16 protein-coding genes and 1 riboswitch are annotated in these 21592 nt (G+C 35.8%); of the genes, 5 read left to right on the top strand and 11 right to left on the bottom strand.

Going from position 1 to position 21592, the window contains the following annotated elements; genetic code table 11:
* Positions 1–17: 17 nt before the first annotated feature.
* Entirely contained in the window at positions 18–704 is a 687-nt protein-coding gene (locus NSQ74_RS08280; protein WP_340826428.1) for a zinc transporter family protein, read from the top strand.
* Positions 705–840: 136 nt separating this feature from the next.
* Here NSQ74_RS08280 and NSQ74_RS08275 read toward each other — a convergent pair whose 3' ends face one another.
* Positions 841–1899: an S-layer homology domain-containing protein gene (locus NSQ74_RS08275; RefSeq protein ID WP_340822655.1), complete on the bottom strand. Its 1059-nt coding sequence runs from the start codon at positions 1897–1899 to the stop codon at positions 841–843.
* Between the two features lie 472 nt (positions 1900–2371).
* Here NSQ74_RS08275 and NSQ74_RS08270 point away from each other — a divergent pair, with 472 nt between their 5' ends.
* Positions 2372–3271, top strand: coding sequence for a 3-hydroxyacyl-CoA dehydrogenase (locus tag NSQ74_RS08270; RefSeq protein WP_340822653.1), 900 nt, complete (start codon positions 2372–2374; stop codon positions 3269–3271).
* A 1183-nt stretch (positions 3272–4454) separates the two neighbouring features.
* Here NSQ74_RS08270 and NSQ74_RS08265 read toward each other — a convergent pair.
* On the bottom strand, positions 4455–5096 hold the full coding sequence (locus NSQ74_RS08265) for a hypothetical protein (protein ID WP_340822652.1): 642 nt from the start codon (positions 5094–5096) through the stop codon (positions 4455–4457).
* A gap of 170 nt (positions 5097–5266) precedes the next feature.
* Between NSQ74_RS08265 and NSQ74_RS08260 the strand changes: the two genes are divergently transcribed.
* On the top strand, positions 5267–5716 hold the full coding sequence (locus tag NSQ74_RS08260; RefSeq protein WP_340826426.1) for an AraC family transcriptional regulator: 450 nt from the start codon (positions 5267–5269) through the stop codon (positions 5714–5716).
* Positions 5717–5859: 143 nt separating this feature from the next.
* Here the strand turns inward: NSQ74_RS08260 and NSQ74_RS08255 are convergent, their stop codons facing one another.
* The 4 genes from NSQ74_RS08255 to mntA all read right to left on the bottom strand — a co-directional run bounded on the left by NSQ74_RS08255 (position 5860) and on the right by mntA (position 8710).
* The gene (locus NSQ74_RS08255; RefSeq protein ID WP_340822651.1) at positions 5860–6546 is read right to left on the bottom strand and encodes an ABC transporter ATP-binding protein; all 687 of its coding nucleotides are present in this window, start codon (positions 6544–6546) and stop codon (positions 5860–5862) included.
* 1 nt (position 6547) lies between these two features.
* Positions 6548–7582: an ABC transporter permease gene (locus NSQ74_RS08250; RefSeq protein ID WP_340822649.1), complete on the bottom strand. Its 1035-nt coding sequence runs from the start codon at positions 7580–7582 to the stop codon at positions 6548–6550.
* Between the two features lie 320 nt (positions 7583–7902).
* Entirely contained in the window at positions 7903–8310 is a 408-nt protein-coding gene (hepT, locus tag NSQ74_RS08245) for a type VII toxin-antitoxin system HepT family RNase toxin (protein ID WP_340822648.1), read from the bottom strand.
* Positions 8300–8710, bottom strand: coding sequence for a type VII toxin-antitoxin system MntA family adenylyltransferase antitoxin (gene mntA, locus NSQ74_RS08240; RefSeq protein ID WP_340822647.1), 411 nt, complete (start codon positions 8708–8710; stop codon positions 8300–8302). The genes hepT and mntA overlap by 11 nt, the downstream gene beginning before the upstream one ends.
* A 378-nt stretch (positions 8711–9088) precedes the next feature.
* Positions 9089–9172: riboswitch (cyclic di-GMP riboswitch) on the top strand.
* A gap of 242 nt (positions 9173–9414) precedes the next feature.
* Here mntA and NSQ74_RS08235 point away from each other — a divergent pair.
* Positions 9415–15219: an NPCBM/NEW2 domain-containing protein gene (locus NSQ74_RS08235; protein WP_340822645.1), complete on the top strand. Its 5805-nt coding sequence runs from the start codon at positions 9415–9417 to the stop codon at positions 15217–15219.
* Positions 15220–15409: 190 nt separating this feature from the next.
* On the opposite strand, the gene NSQ74_RS08230 is transcribed toward NSQ74_RS08235, so the two are convergent.
* Together NSQ74_RS08230 and NSQ74_RS08225 are read right to left on the bottom strand one after the other, a co-directional pair.
* Positions 15410–15706, bottom strand: coding sequence for a hypothetical protein (locus tag NSQ74_RS08230; protein ID WP_340822643.1), 297 nt, complete (start codon positions 15704–15706; stop codon positions 15410–15412).
* A gap of 246 nt (positions 15707–15952) precedes the next feature.
* Positions 15953–17635: a methyl-accepting chemotaxis protein gene (locus tag NSQ74_RS08225; protein ID WP_340822642.1), complete on the bottom strand. Its 1683-nt coding sequence runs from the start codon at positions 17633–17635 to the stop codon at positions 15953–15955.
* A gap of 237 nt (positions 17636–17872) precedes the next feature.
* Here NSQ74_RS08225 and NSQ74_RS08220 point away from each other — a divergent pair, with 237 nt between their 5' ends.
* Complete coding sequence (locus tag NSQ74_RS08220) at positions 17873–18244, top strand: hypothetical protein (RefSeq protein WP_340822640.1); 372 nt, start codon at positions 17873–17875, stop codon at positions 18242–18244.
* A 378-nt stretch (positions 18245–18622) separates the two neighbouring features.
* On the opposite strand, the gene NSQ74_RS08215 is transcribed toward NSQ74_RS08220, so the two are convergent.
* The 3 genes from NSQ74_RS08215 to NSQ74_RS08205 all read right to left on the bottom strand — a co-directional run bounded on the left by NSQ74_RS08215 (position 18623) and on the right by NSQ74_RS08205 (position 21214).
* Positions 18623–19090 (bottom strand): GNAT family N-acetyltransferase, encoded by a 468-nt coding sequence (locus NSQ74_RS08215; protein WP_340822638.1) that lies wholly within the window; start codon positions 19088–19090, stop codon positions 18623–18625.
* Positions 19091–19266: 176 nt separating this feature from the next.
* Entirely contained in the window at positions 19267–20124 is an 858-nt protein-coding gene (locus tag NSQ74_RS08210) for a hypothetical protein (protein WP_340822636.1), read from the bottom strand.
* A 382-nt stretch (positions 20125–20506) separates the two neighbouring features.
* Positions 20507–21214, bottom strand: a complete 708-nt coding sequence (locus tag NSQ74_RS08205; RefSeq protein ID WP_340822634.1) for a DNA alkylation repair protein — start codon at positions 21212–21214, stop codon at positions 20507–20509.
* Between the last annotated feature and the right edge of the window lie 378 nt (positions 21215–21592).

Genomic DNA, 21592 nt, shown 5'->3' with positions numbered 1-21592 from the left:
TTTCGCAGTTGAGTGCAATGATACTTGGTGGATTTCTTTTTTTCAGCGTTAGCATAGGTGGAACAATCGCTTGGGTTTTCTCTAAGCTGTTTCAACATACAACCCAAGGTTTATCATTATTATGTGGTGGTTTTTTAGTAGGATTGCTCGTACTAGATATCATTCCCTCCTCTTTTCAAATGTACAAGTCTTTTGGCATGTTATTAGGCATACTTATTGGCTATTTAATATTTCAATTACTTAGTAGTTTATTTCACCCTACAAATCATCAAAACCCCTCCGTTTCTTTGCTTGCAATAGCAATGGTCATCCATACAATTCCTATTAGTCTTACTATTGGAAACTTACTTGGTAATTCCGCCCTTAGTATTACAATGACAGCATCAATCATTCTTCATCATCTTCCGGAAGGGTTTGCACTTACAACAGCATCTCTTTCACAAAGCGGAAGACTATGGAAACTATTCATTTATTTCATCGGATTTTCGATATTCTTTGTATTTTTCGTTTTCATTGGTCAATATTGGAATTTAACAATTAAGGCACAAGGAATGTTAATGGGCCTCTCAATAGGATTAATCGGCACGGCTAGTATTTCAGAATTTATTTTGCACCATGTACGATCAGTAACCTTAAAATCCTTTATGACATATATTTTATTCGGCTATTTTTTAAGCTATATGTTTCATACATTTGTAGGCTAAGCACATATTTTGTTTGAATTTTTCGATTTGTTTGGGTGACTGGCACTTAGAAAAAATGTAAAAAATCCACTTCGCCTAACAAAGCACTGCGAAGTGGATTTTTACATTTTAAATTTAGCTTAGTCTACAGGAGATATTACTCTTCACTCACTGTCATCAACGTAAGTGATAAAATTTTAGAAAACTGCGCACGAGTCAGATTGCCTTTTGGATTAAACTTGCCACTTGCACCTTCAATAATCCCCAATTGCTGTAATAAACCAATAGATTCCACAGCTTCCTTACGCATTTGATCCTTATCCGTAAAGGTATTATTTTTGTTAGCCTTTGCGATATCGAATTCCATCGCTTCTAAGTAACTTGCCGTAACATGAGCCATCTCTTCACGTGTAGCAGGTTTGTTTGGCTCAAAATAATTACCATCGAAAATTTCGAGTAACCCGTACTCTTGTAAAATCGCTACTTCCTTAGCTCCCCAGAAACCTTGCATATCTTTGTAAGAAGCAGGTCCTTCATAATCTTCATTTACATCTAATCCTGAAGCACGGAAAATCATCGCAGCTAATTGACCACGTGTTACTTGTCCATTCGGATTGAATGTTGTATCAGTAGTACCAGTTACGATTCCAGCCTGATAAAGCAATTGGATATAGCTTTCAGCCCAATGGCCAATCGCATCTGTAAAATACCCACCTGGTTTTAAATCAAGGTCAGCACGGTTTAATACCGTAATTAAATCACCCATATCTGTATTACTTGCTGCTTCCCATTTCCCCGCTGTAAAAATTTCAGCCTTGAAGCCATTACCAGATTGAGTAATGCGCATTTGAATCGCATCACCATACAGCTTTTTAAACTCATCAAAGTTTTCTTGTAATGCCTGTTCACCTTCTGGGAATAAGTTTGTCCCATCTGTGTAGGATGCCATTAATCCTTTAAGGGACATTTTTATAATAATGCTATCTTTAGATGTAACTATTGTTACATCATCATCCTCATTGACTAGCTTAGAAAGTAAAAACATTTTGTAAATATCTTGATAGGACATCGATTGTACTTGATTAGTCGATGCAACGACTTGTTTAGGATGAATAATGTTTGCAACATCGACTTTTTCTTGTGCATATGCTTGTAAGCCAAAACCTCCTGTAAAACATGCAATACTTAAGGCTCCAGCTAAAATTGTTTTCTTCATTCCTCTTACCCCTTTCAATTCATAACTTCAGTGTACTAAAACACCTATTAACAAATCTATAAATATATGTAAATTATTGAAAATTATAAAATAGCCCTATTTTTGCAAATCAATTTACTCCGACTAAATCTTTACACTTCTAAGTCTAAATGCTTGAAGATGTTATTAATAAAAGATAAAAATACCCACTAAATCCAAATAATTGATAATAATTCATTTGTACTAAACCGTATATGTTCCTAAAGTCTACTTTTAAAATTATTAAGGCTAACGGTGATTTTTATTCTCAATAAGCACATACTTGAAGCGTATAAATTTCAGTAGAAATCGGACATATTTTTATATCATTATAATAATTGAGTTTATAATTTGATTTTCATTCAACGAAAGAAGTAGTATGAAATTGTAATAAGAAAATTATTCTACATCGAAACTATTATACTAACGTAACAATATCAGAGGAGGAATTCAGATGAACTATCAAAACATTACTGTAGCAGGAAGTGGCGTTTTAGGAAGTCAAATTGCTTATCAGTCTGCTTTTAAAGGATTTAACGTTACTGTGTACGATATTAATGACGAAGCTTTAAAAAATGCGCAGGATCGCATTACAAAGTTAAAACCATTATACCAACACGATTTGGGTGCGACACAGGAAGAAGTAGATGCTGCTTATGCGCGTCTTTCATTTAAAAGTGACTTAGCCGAAGCTGTAGCAAATGCAGACCTTGTTATCGAAGCGATTCCTGAGGTTGTAAAAATCAAAACAGACTTTTACACTAATTTAGGCAAAGTTGCCCCAGCAAAAACAATTTTCGCAACTAACTCATCTACTTTATTACCAAGCCAATTTGCTGAAGCTACAGGTCGCCCTGAGAAGTTTTTAGCATTACATTTTGCTAATACAATTTGGGTAAACAATACAGCTGAAATTATGAAACATCCAGGTACAGATATGAAAGTATTTGATGAGGTCGTTGAATTTGCTCGTGCTATTGGAATGGTGCCACTAACATTATATAAAGAACAACCTGGCTATATTTTAAACTCTCTACTCGTGCCATTTTTAGATGCAGCTGAAATGCTATTAGTAAAAGAAGTATCTGATCCTGAAACAATCGACAAAACTTGGATGATTGGGACAGGTGCTCCTCTTGGACCATTTGCTATTTTAGACGTTGTAGGTATCAATACCGCTCATAACATTGTAGAGGCAAAAGCTGCTGCAACTGGTGATGACAACATGAAAAAGCTTTCTAACTTGTTAAAAACAGAGTATATCGACAAAGGCAAATTAGGACGAGCAACAGGAGAAGGCTTCTACAAATATCCAAACCCAAGCTTCTCAAAACCTGATTTCCTTAAAGGATAAGTGCCTGCCACTCAAACAATTCCCTACAATTTACTACGCTAGTCATGTATTTGATGACTAACACAACAAAAATCCACTGCGTCTCCAGAAAACGCAGTGGATTTTTACGATTTTAGGAGCTAAGTGCCAGGCACCCAAACAATTTTGTATCTAAATAGCACCGCCAGAAGGATTAGCTCAATAAAAATCTACGGAGACTCCTGCGGGAACGCACGTAACGTAAGACGCAACAAGCCGCGCTACTGCGTTGGTTACGGCATACGTCGTGCCCTCGGAAAGCGTAGTGGATTTTTACGATTTCAGGAGCCCGTACTATGCAGGAGCTAAGTGCCAGGCACTCAAACAATTTTATATCTATATAGCACTGCCAGAAGGATTTACTTAGTAAAAATCCACGGAGACTCCTGCGGGAACGCACGGAACGTAAGACGCAACAAGCCGCGCGATAGCGAGGGTTGCGGCTTACGTCGTGCCCGCGGAAAGCGCAGTGGATTTTTACGATTTTAGGAGCCCGTACTATGCAGAAGCTAAGTGCCAGGCACCCAAACAATTTTGTATCTAAATAGCACCGCCAGAAGGATTTACTCAGTAAAAATCCACGGAGACTCCTGCGGGAACGCACGTAACGTAAGACGCAACAAGCCGCGCTACTGCGTTGGTTACGGCATACGTCGTGCCCGCGGAAAGCGTAGTGGATTTTTACGATTTCAGGAGCCCGTACTATGCAGGAGCTATGTGCCAGGCACTCAAACAATTTTATATCTATATAGCACTGCCAGAAGGATTTACTTAGTAAAAATCCACGGAGACTCCTGCGGGAACGCACGGAACGTAAGACGCAACAAGCCGCGCGTCAGCGAGGGTTGCGGCTTACGTCGTGCCCGCGGAAAGCGCAGTGGATTTTTAAGATTTCAGGAGCCCGTACTGTGCAGGAGCTATGTGTGAAACTAAGTGCCAGGCACCCAAACAATTTTGTTTCTAAATAGCACTGCCAGAAAGATTTACTTAGTAAAAATCTACGGAGACTCCTGCGGGAACGCACGGAACGTAAGACGCAACAAACCGCGCGTCAGCGAGGGTTGCGGCTTACGTCGTGCCCGCGGAAAGCGCAGTGGATTTTTACGATTTCAGGAGCCCGTACTATGCAGGACCTATGTGCCAGGCACTCAAACAATTCTATCTTCTACTCATTTAATACTTCCCCTTGCGAATTCACTACTTTAACCTGAAATTCATTTATCGGCGTTACTTCATTTCTCTCTTGTGAACGTAAAATTCCATATATGATTTCTTCCATTTCTAATGCTACCTTTTGTGCATCTTTCTCCGAACCAATGATAGAAGTTTGAACAGTGATAAAGGTGTGTTGATCCGTCGTTACATTTTTAAATACATCAAATTCTTTAAGACCTTCTACAATAGCTTTTAAAAAATAGGATAATTCTTTATCTATTAGTTTTTTTCCTTCATTTTCTGTTGTAAACTCCCACCTTTCAAAAATAACTGTATAGTCCTTAAATGGTGAAGTTTCCATAACACGTTTGGCAATCGGCTCCATATCTTTTTTAACAAAACTAAAATAATCTTCATCCGCCACAACTTGTAACACCAATTCTTTCTTTGTCGTCGTTTTCACATCAACTCCAACATATATTTCATGCAGTTTTTCTTTCAATTTAGCAATACTTAACTCTTCTTTAGTAACGAAAGATTGCTGCGCCTCTTTATTTTCAGAACTATCCACCTCAAAAAGTCTAGCGACTAGGCTAACTATAATTATTACCATAGTAAGTGTTCCTACAAGAATCCATTTCCTTTTGAACATGTTATCCCTCCTACTTAAGAAGGTATGTCATCGAAGATATAAAAAATGCCCTAACCGAAAGTCTCTTTTGTTACCACTAGCGTAAGTTCCACAAAAAAAAATACTTTTAATAAGCACTTGAGAAACATTTTTAATCATATTACCTTTACTTAGGAAGGGGGGATGAAATGATGAAAATAACTATTGAAGAATTAGCAGAATCAAGAATTGCCTTTTTTAGAAACGTCGGTGAATATGGTGAAAAGCAAAACAAAGAACTAATGGAATCCTTTAAGCAATGGGTACTGGAAAATGGAGTATTTGATAATTCACCAATTTTAGCTATACCACAAGATAATCCAGCAGTTACACCGAAAGAAGAATGTCGTTATGATGTTTGCGTCATTATTCAAAACGATTATCATGTGGCAAAGCCTGCTCAGGTTGGTACATTCACTGGAGGGAAATATGCGGTTTTCCTGTTAGACCATACGAAAGAGGCAGTCAGCGAATTTTGGGGCAATATTTTTTCTGAAATCGCAAAACATAATCTATCCATTAGACAACAACCAATAATTGAAAGATATACCTCGCAAATGATTGAAAATCATCTATGTGAAATATTAGTTCCTATTCAGTAACGAAACTTAATATTTCCATCTTCCATTTAACAATAAGTTGTTGTTAGTGAAGGCGGTAAGCGATAACTACTGTAGGAAAGCAACGCATACAGAAAAAAAGTGTTAGATTGATAACAGTCAATCTAACACTTACACTTTTCAGCCTATAATTGATTTTGTACAATTTTACCATCATTCATTTTAATGACCTGATCTGTATATGACAGCATTTCTTCGTCATGTGTAACCATTAAAGTTGTAATGTTTAATGTTTTTGTTAGATCCCTAATTAACTCCATGACATCCTTAGATCTTTTGGAATCTAAACTTGCTGTAGGTTCATCCGCAAAAAGAACTTTCGGTTTATGAATAATTGCTCGCGCAATGGCAACTCGTTGCTTCTCTCCACCTGATAATGATGAAGGATAGGCATTTTTCCGATGATCCATCCCGACTAATTTTAAAAGTCGCTCTACCTCTCTTTGCTGCTCGTGTTTCTTTAATGCTGATTCAGACACTTCAAGCATAAGTAAAAGCTGTTCTTCTACTGTTAAAAAAGGAACTAAGTGAGCAAATTGAAAAACAAAGCCGAATTTACTTGCCCGAACTTGTCGCACTTGTTCTTTAGTCAAAGCTGTCATGTTTTTCCCTTCAAAAATAATTTGGCCATCAGATGTAGGTTGCAACCCTGCAGCAATCGTTAGAAGTGTACTTTTACCAGAGCCAGATGCACCTACTAACGCCGTTACCTCTCCTTCTTTAAGCGTCATATTAATCCCTTTTAATATTTCTTCTTGCACTTCACCATTCGTAAACGTTTTTCTAACATTCTCCATTGTAAATAGCGTCATATTAGACCTCTCCTTGCTGTATCGCTTGTAATGGTTGAATTTTTTTAATTTGGATACCTGAAATTGTTGCACCAATAAAACCAATAATGATGAATACAATCGACAATTGTGTTGTCGTTGCTAAACTTAAACTAAATGGCATTCCTTGTGGTGCAAATTGATTGAAAATTTGACTTAGCGCAATAGATAACGCAAGTGAAATAATCGTAATAACGACCATTTGCGTCCAAATCATTTTAAATAGCTTACTCGTTTTTAAACCGATTGCTTTTAAAATACCGTACAAACCAATCTTTTGAACGTTCATCATGTAGAAAAAGATTGCAAACAGCATGCCACTAATTACAACTAAAAACCAAACTATCATATTAAGAGACATTTGCTCTGCGCTATAACTAGGAATTGTATTTAAAAAATCATTTTTTGAAAATGCTTGTAATCCCGTATAGGATTGAGTAGCATCCCCATCTGGAGCGAAAACTAATTGCATTTCTTCGACACGATAAATTTCTTTGTAATCCTCCATGCTTATATAAGCTACAGGAGCATGACTATATTTCTTTTGCTCAACAAAGCCTTTTACAATAAACTTGCCACTAAATTGATTATTTGTTACTGTATCGCCTACCTGTATACCTTTATCCTTTAATGAGCTATCTAAAATAATTTCCTCATGTTTTACATTTTCAAATAGTGGTGAATCGGTAGCAGTTACAAAGGCTACGCTTTGCTGCTTCCCTGCCTTATCATTTATAAAGCCCATTTGAATTGAGAAGGCTACAGCATCCTTTTGTTTGTTTAACATTTCATTTTGGGTACTGCTATCTATTTTTGACAGATTGTACGTTTCATCTGCATCCTTATTCATATAAAACTGTCCTGCTGGTAAATCTTTTATTAGCGCCGCATTGTCTTGCGATAGTCCATTTGCTAAACCTGAAATAATAAAGGTTAATAAACTCACCAGAAAAACAATGGAACCTAAAATCAAAAATCGTACTTTATTTTTCTTCATTTCTTTTATAGCTAGGTTCATCTTAAAACCCCTCCTATTTCTTTTCACATTCTTAGAATATAGAGCCTAAATGAACAGAGCATGAACTGAAAATGAACGGAAGATGAACAAACTATTACAATTGAATCCATGCTGAAATTATCAATTATTTTTATACAGGTTTTGCAAGTGTACGAACGATTGCCAGCACTGGTTTAATTGGCATTTCACCAAACCTGCTTTCAACGAAAAAACCTTCTACTCATAAACTGAAGTAGAAGGTTTAAAACATTGTATTTAAATTTGAGCACAATAAGTAAACAGCTCAGCTTTTATAGACATTCATCAATAGCTATAGCAATTTAAATTAAAGCTAATAGTTGTTTCGCAAAAGATTTAAAATCGTCAAGATGTTGCTCTATAATTGCCTGTAAAATATCTAGCTTAATCGCCTGATAATCATGTACAGCAATATTTCGGAATCCAACCATGTTCATCAACGATTTTGCTAATTGTGCATTAATGATACCATCTTCTTGCAACAAAAGAAATGCTTCTCTACTCGTCTTAGGTAAACCTAACTTTCTCTCACTTACAAGGTGCATTCCTAAATCAATACTTGCTTCACAAGCACGCTGAATATTTAAAATAATACTATCCTGTTTAGTAAAATCCTTTAAATTGTTTGGATCTTGCTCGTAAACTTCATGAATCCTTTTTATACAGCGCTCAATTGTGGCCACTTTATTTAAAATAACCTCATGACTCATCAAGTACACTCCCTCTCTCCTTAATTCCTTGAAGGATTTCGGTTCGCTGCTCATTCAACGTTGCATACATAGAGTAAGCTTTCATTCGCTGCTTAATAAACTCATTGTCATCTACACAATTTAACAAAATACCAGTTGAAAATATTTGTGCCACAAATACTGTATCAACTTGTTGCAAATCCACCAAATCTACATCAATATGACATTTCTCCGCTAAATCCCCAGCTAGTAAAAATCGTTCATAATTCGTTAAGATTGTTTCTGAAAAGTATGCAATATCTAAATCACTGTCCCCACGCGCCACCCCTTTTGCATGGGAACCAAACAATAAAATAAAGGATGGCTGAACACGCGCTTGTAATACTTCTTTAATTGTATTTTTTAGCTCTTTAGATAACACTTTCAGCCCCCCTTAATGTAATGTAATGAATACATTCATTATACCGATAGGTGGTGAAAATTACACAGCTCTTTATAACGACAGCCAACTACTTTATCAACAAAAAACTCCTAAAAGCATTCGTCTTTGCCCAAGTTAAATTCTTTTCACCTGCTGTAAATATTTTTCATACTCACTACCACGACAAAAGTAGTTTACAATTAAACTACCTTCCTCTTACTAAAGTAATTTACACATACCATAATGCCTATCGATAAATTACACTATTATACTATTTAACATTAAACCTTCACCGTATTACCCTAATGAAGGGTGGTAAAATATAGGACAAATTGTTCTTTGGTAATTATTTTCACTATGCTATTCTTTATAGTAGAAAAATTGAATAGGCAAACTTAAAGAAATTTAGGGACGCAAAGCTATAGGGACTAAGGTTTATAACTATGTCAGCCAGTTGCCGAAGAGTACATACTACTTTTTGTTTAGTAAGGTCATAAAAAAACAAATTACTGAAAAAATATTTTTTTAATATAACATCTAAAAGGTGAATTTTTTATCTTTTAGTCTTTTCAGCGCCCATATATAATGGGTATATTTGTATGTTTTTATATTATCCTTATTTAAAATAAAACTACTCTTTTATGAGTAGTTTTTTTATGTACTCCGTAGGAAAAAATTCAAAACTTCATAAGGAGGAAGAATAGATGAAAGTTGTAAAGATTGTAACAGTATCTGCTCTAGCTTTAAATTTAGTCGGTGGTCCATTGAATGTTTTGGCAAGTGAAAATCCGAATGGAAATATTGTCAAAACTTCAGCTGAAATGAGTACTAAACATACGATAGCATCGGTGAAAAAGTTTGATTTGTACGGAAAAGATATTTTAAAGGCATACGATGACGTATTTAAGATGGCTAATACTAACATTAAATCGATTACGAACAACGGTGGAAAATATGCAAGTTCTACTATTGATAAAGCGATTGATGGCGACATGAATACCCATTGGGAAACAGGGACACCGAATAGTGCATCATTCACAAATGAAGTCGTAATACAGTTCAATGACGCAGCTACGTTAAATAGAATTGTTTATGCTGCACGTCAATCAACTACAAAAGGTAAAGGTTTTGCACAGCAGTTTGAAATTTATAGCTCAACAACAGATTCAGGCAATGATTTTACCCTCGTTTCATCCGGTGAATACAAAGGTTCTACTGGTGATATCGTCGAAATCCAGTTTGACCCAACAGAATTTAAACGCGTAAAGTTTGTTTTCACTAAAGCAAATCAAGATTGGGCAAGTGCATCAGAGTTTCAATTTTATAAAGAAGATGCAATCTCTGACAAAATGGCAACACTATTTACTGATGACACAATGAGTGCTGTTAGTGACAAGTTCCATTCAATTGATGCACTCAATCAATTAGATGCTGAAGCACAAGGACACCCCTTCTATGCTCAATTTAAAGAAGATATCGACAATGCTAAAGTGCTACTAAGCAACGAAGCGATTAAAGCTACAACAGCAGTAACTTCATCATTTAGCCATTACGCAAACGAAGCCTATTCTAAAATATTTAGAATGGACTACAAAAATATTAGGAGCATTCGCAATAACGGTGGACACTATGCTAGCGCTGTTATCGAAAATGCCATCGATGGAAATGTCAATACATATTGGGAAACGAATACAAGCAACACTGCTAAATTCGCAAATGAAGTTGAAGTGGAATTTATCGAACCTGTAACATTAAATCGCATTATTTATGGAGCAAGACCATCCGACCGTAAAGGCTTTGCGGAAGAATTTGAAATTTATGCTTCACAAACATCTAAAGGCGATACATACGAGCTTGTCTCAACAGGTAAGCAGAATATGGTTGCTGGATTAGTTGAAGCAAAGTTCGATCCAACTACATTTAAACGTGTAAAGTTTAAATTCACAAAATCCAATCAAAATTGGGCAACCCTTTCAGAGTTAGCGTTCTATAAAGAAGATACGCTGGACGATAAAATGGCGAAGTTATTTACAGATGGAACGATGAATACTGTATCACCTGAATTCAACAGTATCGAGCTCATTACTGCACTAGAAGAAGAAGCAAAATCGCATCCACTATATGCTACGTATAAAGAAAATATCGAGCTAGCGAAAAAAGTAATTAACGGTGAAGTCGTTACAGAAGGCAGAATAATAGTAGCTGAGCAACACGGAGATATGGTAAAGCACGCCAATGAACAATTGAAGTTCGGCTTCGGTAACAACCTGCAACCAACAGGACTTGCTGCTCAACCAGGCGATCAAATTATCGTTTACGTTGACGCAGCAACAAATGGACCATTACCACGCTTATCTTTTGCTCAACAAGAAGGTGCTTGGAACAGTTGGAGACAAGGCGTTAGCTTAAAAGTTGGTAAAAACGTGATTACGGTGCCGGCAGTTCCTAAAACTTCTTATAATAATAAGGCAGTCACACCGGGCGGAACAATTTATATTGAAAATCCATACACAGCTGAACAGCAAGGAAAAGCACCAACATTACGTTTTGAAGGTGTTGACAGAATTCCATTTGCTACGAAATCTACAAATGTAGAAGAGTTCAAACAATTTTTAATTGACTATAAGAAAAAAATCGATGACGACATTGCGAAGCATCCAAAAGTTGAAGATCGCGAAGTACTAGATATCGTAGAAGTTGTAAGTGACCATTTATTCTGGACAGGTACTGCAACTGGTGCTTATAAAACATATATAGAAAATGGCTATAGCCCACTACAAACAATTGAATCGTATAACCGTCTAATGGATGAACTATTTAAATATAACGGTTTAGATGGTCATAATGAAAAAAATGACCCTAAATTAATTCGAGAAAACGTACGACTTGCACAGCCTTATGCCTACATGTATGCAGCTGGCGATCACATCGGTACACTGGATGATGTCGTATCTGATATTTTAGTTCCTATCGAAGAAAAAGGCGGTTCATGGGGCGTTATCCATGAAATCGGTCATCGCATGGATATTGGGGTAAGAACTTACGGTGAAGTAACAAACAATATGCTACCACAGCATATGTCAGCATTTTACGGAAAAATCGATGGACGTATTCCATATGAAGCGAACATCTATAAAAACGTTCTAAAAGAAAACACAAAAGATTATAACGATCAAGGTCTGTTTGAAAAGCTAGCTGTATATTGGCAACTTGAAATGTATAGCCCAGGATATTGGGGTAAATTAAACTCTTTATATCGCGAACGTAATGTGACACTAACAGATGGTGATCGTTCTAAACAACAGTATTTAGTCGAATTCTCTTCTGAAGCACTTGGTTTAGATTTAAGTGAACATTTTGCTCGCCATGGTTTTGTTGTAACTGACGAAACGAAAGCAAAAACAAGTAAATATCCAAAACCAGATAAAAAAATATGGTATTTAAATAATAGTGCAGTCGACTATAAAGGTAATGGTTTAAAAGGTAAAGAAGTAAACGTAACATTCGCCTCAAACCAAGCTGCTAAAACAAATACATTATATTTATCGATTGATAAATCTTACCAAGATGATTTCTTAGGCTATGAAATATATAGAGATAATGAATTAATTGGCTTTACTAGTACTGCACAATTTATCGATAAAAATGTAGATACAACAAAAAATTATACGTACAAAGTTGTTGGTTATGACAAAAAATTAAATACGCTGAAACCAGTAGAAGTGAAGGCATTTACCCCTACCCTATCTGCTGAAGACTGTGTCACAGTAAAACTACATCAAGCATTTGATCCTATGGATTATGTAAAAGCAATTTCTTATAGCGGCAAAGATATAACAAAAACAGTCATTATCAAATCGAATACGGTAGATATGACGAAAAAAGGAAGCTATGAAGTAGTTTATGAAATAAATGATGAAGGCATTAAAGAAACAAAAACAATGAATGTTAACGTAATAAGTGACATGCAATATATTTCTGATATGACAGCTAAATCTGCAAAAGTAGGTTGGGGCTCATTACAAAAAGATAAATCAATTGCTGGAGGCACAATTACATTACTACGCCAAGGTGTAGATGCAACGTATGCAAAAGGACTTGGTGCACACGCGAACTCTGAAGTAGTGTATGACATCGAAGGAAAAGGCTTTGATTTCTTTGAAAGTTATATCGGAATCGATCAAGCAGCAAAAGGCAAAGCATCTTCTGCAACATTTGAAGTATGGGTCGATGGTGAACAGAAATTTGCAAGTGATGTATTTAAGGCGAATACAGATCATGGCTATATCAACATCCCTGTTACAGGTGCAAAAGAAGTGAAGTTAATTACAACGGATGCCAATGATAGCGGTAATTCCTCTGACCATACTATTTGGGCTGATGCGAAATTTGGCAAAGACTCAAGTCTACCTACGTTAACACTTTCAGAAGACTTGACATTAGTAAAGTTAAATAGTGAATTTGATTTTCTAAAAGATGTAACAGCATCTGATATTGAAGACGGTGATTTAAGTAAACAAATTAAAGTAACTACAAATGGCTTCAATACAAATAAATCAGGTACTTACCAAATCAAATATACAGTAACGGATAGTGATAACAACGTTGCAACGGCGACAAGAAATGTGTATGTCTATAGCGATGAAAAATTCGCCTCAGACATCGGCTGGAAATCTGCTCAAACAGCGTATAGTACTGTCAATAAAGACAAATCGTCTTCAGGTGGTTCAATAAAAGTACTGACAAATGGAGAAGTTAAGGAATTTGCCAAAGGGATTGGTACACACGCAAACTCTGAAATCGTCTATGATTTAACAGATAAAAATTACGATTACTTTGAGACACTCGTAGGTATTGATCGCAATATCGCTGAAAACGGAAATTCTAGCGTGACATTTAAAGTACTAGCTGACGGTCAAGAAGTATATAACAGTGGTGTCATGAAATATCAATCAGAAGCAAAACTTGTGAGAGTACCGCTTCAAGGTGTGAAAGAGTTAAAACTGATTGCAAATGATTCGGGCAATGGTAATGCATCAGATCATGCGAACTTTGCTGATGCTAAGTTCTATGTTTCAAACGGTATGCCGGAACTAACGATTCCTAAATCAGTTGCAACAAAAGTAGGAACGCCTATCAACATCGACGAAAGCTATTTAGCAACGGATGCTGAAGATGGTAATTTAACATCTCGAGTACAAGTAACTGGCTTAGAGCAAGTGAACTTCAATCGAGCTGGCCACTACGAAATTACGTACACAGTAGTTGATAGTGATGGCAATGAAGTAACGAAAAAGCGCACTATTTCAGTGGTAAATATGGAAGATTACCATTACTTAACTGATTTTGAATGGCAATCTACACAAAACAGCTATACAGCTCCTGTGAAAGATATCTCCATTAGTCACAATGCATTACGCTTAACAGGAGACGATGGTCGTGAAATAACATACGAACGAGGCATCGGTGCACATTCTAACTCAACAATCATTTATGATTTAACAGATAAAAACGCAGATTTCTTCACTGCATTTGTTGGTGTAGACCGCCAAATGTACGGTACGATAGGCTCAGTAACATTCCAAGTGTTTGTTGATGGAGAAAAGCAATTCGATAGTGGCTTAATGCAATCTCGTGATTCTCAAAAGTACATTGAAGTGAGCATTACTGGCGCCAAAGAGCTTAAACTTGTCGTAACAGACGGTGGCAACGGAAACGGCTCTGACCATGCATCATGGGGCGAGACGAAATTACATTTTGCTAATGCGGATCGCGTATTCACTGAAGATTTAACACTAGCACTTGAAGATGCTAAAACAGTTAATGTAGAAAACTACACAGCTGATACAATCCAAGCTTTACAAGCGAGCATGGCAAAGGCAGAAGAACTTCTTGCTAATACACAAGCTTCACAAGCACAAATCGATCAAGCTTTAGAGGAGCTATTACAAGCAAAAGCTGCTTTAGTAGCAATTGACTTCAGTCAAATTATACCAATTGCAGACAACCAGCTTAAAGTAGCTATCCAGCAAACGCTAGGACTGTCAGGAGAAATCACTTTAGGTGATATGATTACACTGACAAGTCTACATGCACCAAATGCACGTATTACAAGTCTAGATGGCTTACAATATGCTAAAAATTTAACATCACTTGATATTTCGGCTAATAGCATTACTGATTTCTCGCCATTGAAAAATCTAAGTAAATTAGAAAACATCACTGCGCACCCACAAATCGTTGAAGTATCTAGCTTAACGGGTCCTGAACTAACAGTGGAAAATCTAGTAAAAGGATTAGATGGTAACTATCTTAACCCTTACCAAATAGCGCTAAGAAATACGAAAACAATGAAAGAGATTTCAGTAGATGTGGACCAGCTTACACCGAACGCAGACCACTTTACAATCGACCTTTCTCAAGAAGAACAAGGCATGTACATGCTAGTCATTGCGTATAAGCTAAACGAAGACACACTTATTCAATTAACTTATTTTGTAAAAAACTAGTTATATCGCTGTCATAAAAACTCCTCCCCTTTTAAATACAATGCCCGCGGATTTTTCGTGGGCGTTTTTGATTGTAGACAATAGTTAAATGGAAACAAATAAATCTAATTGAACAAAGAAAAACCCCAAATAGTAACACTATAAAGTGTCCCTACTCGAGGTTTGTTCATATTTTTTATTAAATGTTTACTCAATGAACGCTAATATGAGCTTCCAAATCTAACTCACTCATTTTAAAATACGTCGTGAATCGTTTAGACAAAGCTTGTGTGATGGCTTCACTTTGTTCATCATTCAACGGTTTTGCATAAACCATGACAATGCCAATATTTTCGCTACCCTGCTCTAATGGATTCATCACTACATCTTCTTTCAAAATTAACGCATTGTTCATCGCAACAAAATTTAACACCGTATTTTGCAACATTTTTCTTTCTCTTGGATTTAACCCCACAGTATCAATTATTTCAACCGTAACATAATTCATACTTTGCACCTCCATAAAATGTTGTGAAAATTCTTTTTTTATTTTACTATTTTTATTCCCTACTGAAAATTATTTAATTAAGAAACGATAGTAGATTGTTATTTTCATGTGGTTAGTGAATAAAAGCGAAATGTTAGATTCAACAAATCGGTAGTAACGAGAGTATTAGCTTACGTTGTGTTGAACGGAAAGTGTCGCATAAAAAAAGACGAACAGCACCTAAAGCTGTTCGTCTTTTTTTATTCTTTAAATTTTAAAATGACCCACAATTGTTTGTAAGTCCATCGCTTGATTACTTAAATCATTTGCGACTGCGCTTATTTCTTGTAAAGTTGAAAGCTGTTGTTGTGAAGCTGCTTGTGAACCTTCTGCCTGTTCAGCTGTCGTTTCTGATAAAGCTGCAATTTGTGTAACTGAAGCAGAAACTTGTTCAGTACTTGCGGAAATTTCCTCTGTCACAGCAGAGATGTTTTCAATCTGTGTTCTCATATGATCAACTGCTTGTACAATATCATTGAAAGATGTGCCTGCATTTTCGATTATTTCTACACCTGTTTCAACGGTACGTAAGCTTTCACGCATTGCTAGTTCCACATTTTTTGTATCTTTTTGTATTTCATTCGTAAGCGTTACAATTTGTCCTGCAGATTTGTTCGATTCCTCTGCTAATTTTCTTACCTCATCGGCTACTACAGCAAATCCTTTTCCCGCTTCTCCTGCACGTGCAGCCTCGATTGCAGCGTTTAATGCTAACAGATTCGTTTGTTCAGTAATACCTGTAATTACTTTTGAAATATTTTCAATATCTTCTGTTTGTTTACTTAAACGTTGAATAAGTTCAGTCGTTACCTTTGTTGATTCATAAATCGTTGTCATTTGTTTACTTGCCGAAGAAATATTCGTCACACCTTGACTTGCAACTTCTGTTGTCTCAGAAGCGGAAGTTCGAAGGACATGTGAAGATTGCGCAATATGTTGGACAGCACTAGCTGTTTCATCCATTGCGACAGCATTTTCCCGCGCTGATTGTGCAGTCGTTAAAGTGTTTTCAGATGCGGCTTCTGCTTGATTTGCGATATCAACAGAAGATGCGGTCACTTCTTCCGTTGAAGCACTTAATTGTTCAGCAGACGCACTTAATTGACTAGCACTTTCTGCAAACTGATTTAAAAGTTTTCTCAAAGTATCTTTCATAAAATTAAAGTCTACCGCAAGTTGCCCTAACTCATCCTTAGAGCGAAGTTGAATATCCTCGGCTGTTAAATCCCCCGCTGCAATTGTCTTTACTCCATGTTGTAATTGACGTAAAGGTACAGCAATCTTCTTATTCAATATATAAGCGATGACACTCCCTACTAAAATTGATACTAAAATGATGCTAATAGCGATAAAGAATGATTCTTTTGCATTTTGATTTGCTTCTTGCTGAGCTTGATCGAAATTGGCTTCAATTAAATCATTTAACCCTTCAGACGCATCTATTGCTTCCCCACGAATAGGAATAACATTTTTAGTGTAATAAGCAGCAGCTGCAAAAACGTCTTCATTTTGATTTAATGCGATGACCTTTTCAAGTTCATTTTCAAACGTATCCACTTTTTCACTTGCATTATTTAACGTTTGTTTCTCATCATCTGCATCAAATTGCTCCTTAAGTAGGTTCATCGTTTCATCAATTATGGATTGTGTTTCACGCACATGATTTAACGACTCTTCATCTCCTAAAAGATAAGTTTGTACTTGTGAACCTTCCAAAGCTATGTATTTATTGAGGTCACCCGTCGCATAAAGCTGAGGGAGCCCAACTGCTAATGTATTATTGTAATCCTTACTGATGTCAATAATTTGCAAATAAATACTTGAACCAGAAACAAGCGTTATTAACATCATTGTAATAAACCCTAAAACTAATTTCTTTGTAATAGACATACTAAACTCCTTTTTCAATAAAATGGTTATAATTAGTCATTATAGACTATATTTACGTTTTTATCTATATAGTATTTACTACCATTAATATTTTATTTAAAATAAAAGTATCCCGATTAATTCAAAAAACAGTAAGTATTTTAATAATTATTACTAATGTCGCATGATACAATAATCACAAAATTATTAATTAGCTTATAAAAATGGATATATAACAAAAAAAGAAGGAGATATTTAATGAGTACTGATTTTTTAGAAGATAAACTGCGTGAAACATTTTCACATTTGCAATCTATTGAAGGCGTAAAATCGGTTGATAGCATTTTAGAGCGTTTAAACGACGAGAAAATTTTTCCCGAAATTACTACATTAATATATAATGCAAAATACGAATTAGTTTATTTATACGAAGAACAACAAGTAGTATTAAAAACTATTAAAGAAGGAATAACGCTCGATACAAAGTTTATGAACGAAATACATTTGATTCATCAATATAAAGACATGATTGAGTGTATCCTAACAGGAATCATCGCAACCGATAAAATTAAAAACTACTCGCTTAACCTGCTTTCACTTAAATATAGCGAGTTAATTCAAAGTATTTAACGGACAACAAAAAACCGATGAACGAGAAAATCGCTCATCGGTTTTTTTGTGTAGTCATTAGGTTAGGGAATGTATTATTTTATATAAATACCCTGAATTGGTTCTTTTGCGGAGGGCGGCGACTCCTGCGGGAACAGCACAATACGTAAGACGCTACAGGCGGCGCGACTGCGACGGTTGCGGCTTACGATGTGCCCGCGGAAAGCGTCCGCCCGTAGCGGAAATCATCCGTAGGAGTTATCATTTTTTTCAATTGATTGGAGCGGAGGGCGGCGACTCCTGCGGGAACAGCACAATACGTAAGACGCAACAGGCGGCGCGACTGCGACGGTTGTGGCTTACGATGTGCCCGCGGAAAGCGTCCGCCCGCAGCGGAAATCATCCGTAGGAGTTATCATTTTGACGTGTCCATTCATATTGAATATCAGGTAAATTCTCTTCATTTTCATGACCTCTACCTATAACCTCAAATCCGTGCTTTTCATAGAAACGTTGTGCATTTTCGTTTACTTCAAATGTGTATAATGTTAATCTCCCACTTGAATGGGCTTTCGCTTTATTTAATAATGTTTTACCTATACCGCACCCCTGGTAATCGATATGAATATACAGTTGGCTTACTTCACTATCATTATAGGCAATCATGCCAACAACTGTTTCCTCTATGAACGCTACATCTATTTGAAACTGTTCAAGTAATATATGATTTAAAAAATATATATGATTTTCAACGCTATGCATTTCTTTCTGTCCAATTGCCTGTTCCTTGCTATCTCGCCACATCGCTACTGTTTGTTCAGAAAATTCAGGGCTGTATGGCATGATTGATATTTTATGTTGGCTCATTAGAGTCCTCCCTTCCTTGTACTAACTTGCGGTGTAATGTCTAACAGCTGTAATAACAAATTTCTTGCTAGTTCAAAAATTATATTCCCCATAGAAATTATGATAGGCAATTCTTTTTTAATTTCCGTAAGTTGTTTTAAAATATCCTTCATATTTCCGCCAATGTCTTTTTCTAGTTAAGACTCCGCCATAAACTCTTCTATTGATATTCTAAATTCATTGTATGGATCATTCATTGTTAAATCTAAAATAAGATTAAATATATCGTTTGATAACTCCGGGTAATTTTCTAGTAAAATAATACCTGCATTATAAAATACGAGTAGATAATTGTAGTTAAGGTGTTCTGTTTTTTCAGTTAATCCATTTAACAAAAATTGTACGTTGAAATTATATTTGGCATTCAAAAATTTCTCAATTTCAGCATCAGTTGGAACGGGGTAACCTACGCTTTCAAAAAAAGATAGATCGTCAGAATAATTTTCATTCATTGAAAATTGGTTAATATCTTTATAATGTTCACTATAATCCTGATCAGTTTTAAATGTCTGTACAATATAGCTAAATGTTGCTTCTTGCTCTTCTAAAGATTTATTTAATATGTCTTTTACTAATTCCATATGACGACGTAAAGTTTCTAAATCATTTGTGTCATATAATGGACTATCTAAATCAGAGCCTGAAATTAAAATTTCCGATAAATCAACAGCTCCGAGATATTCATTTACTTGCATTCCGCCTTGTATTATTTTAGTTGGTAATATGTATTCACTATCCGGAAAATCAGAAATAACTAAATCTAAATATGTATTCGCTAAATCCCATCTTTGATCATTGATCGCTATGAGTGCTTTTGTATACGGTTCAGGGATTTCTTGAATTATTTGTTCTGCGGCCTTTTCATCTGTAACAGCCTCTATAGTTTCCTCTTTGTTTTGCTCTAAAGCCTTTTCCTCTTTCTCACTACTATTACAACCAGCTAAAAACAAAGCAAGGGTTAGGACAGTAGTAGCAAAGTACTTATATTTTTTCATAAGACTCACTCCTTTAGTTTCATAATCTAAATATTACCATCAATTGCAATGAAAAACAGTTAGAAATTATAAAAGAAAGTAGGCTAGGACATAGCTTTCATATTGATTTCTTTTAACAATAAATAAAATTTAGAGGAGAGCACTAGTTGAAGGGTAGCTGAGGTAGTTACTGCTACACAGAACGCACAGAATGTAAAAACGCAATTACTGCACGCAAACGAGTTGTGGCTTACGGTGTGCTAAGCGAAAAGTTGTCGCCGTAACGGACAACAACGTTACAGCAAAAAAGTGTTAGATTGATTGCTATCAATCTAACACTTTTTCTCATTTGTCCCAGCTATGTTGTGGTCACCAGTTCAGTTTTGTAATTTGACCTAATCCCTTAACATCTAACATATTTACGTTTAAAGCCAATTCTACCTTTTTCTATTTCCTTTTGAATTCCTTCATAAGCGTGAAGGAAGCTGCTTTTTTTATTGTCCTTTTTCATTTCTACTGGACCTACCTCTTTGGCAGTTGCAAGTGCCATGTCGTGCAGTGGTAAATACGAAACGCCTACCGTATTTAGAAAGTTATTCATAGCAGATTTCGTTCGCTCTGGCGAATCATGAATAGTATTTTTCACAATTTCTAACATACTGGCAATCTTGTCTTCGGAAAATTCAACATCTTTTCGATTTCCTAAAAGCCAGCAGTAGCAACTCCAGCCCGCAGACATTCTCAGCTCTTCCCCACTAGCAATCCATTTATCAGCAACTTGTTGTGCAATATCCGCTTCCGCTAAAGTAACAGCTACCACATAATCAGACAACATATAAAAATATGCCGTATCTATCCAACGATCAAAATCAGATTCCGCCATTGCTTTTGGATCGGCAATAATACCAGCAAAATACATTGCATCATAGTTCCCCGAAGCATAAAGCTCTTCCGCTAAAGGTTGATTAATCTTTATTTTCTTCGCTATAGGCTTCATTGCACCTGTTGCCACTCCAAAAAGCGGCTCATGTGCACCATTGGACATGTACATTTTTTTAGTCCGTTCCTTCCCTAGCGCTTCAAGCTCCTGCATTACTATTTCAAAATTCATTATTTGCACCCCCTTCGTTTTAGCATTTTACTATTTTTTCAATCTCGAATATATCACCATTATCCTATATTAAAGTATCATTTGTCAGCTGAGGTATTTTTTAATATTTGCATGTTAATAAGTGGCTTTTTTCACCTTTTATTTCCTAATCCCCACCAAAAATTCTGCTATAATCATTTTTTTTTGCTTTTTTATCAACTTTCTATTAATATCACTTAGTTACCATTATTCAGTAAAGCTTAATTAAAATTCAATACGTACGGTTTCTTTTTATTAAATTGGGCAATATACACATTATAACTACAATTAAAATAAAAGAAGTTTCTATGCGAAAAGTAATTTTATTACAAGCTAACACATCATGATTTAATTCATCAG

The organism is Lysinibacillus sp. FSL W8-0992 (genome assembly GCF_038008685.1).
Classification (GTDB): Bacteria; Bacillota; Bacilli; order Bacillales_A; family Planococcaceae; genus Lysinibacillus.
This window is presented reverse-complemented; position numbering and strand designations above follow the sequence as displayed.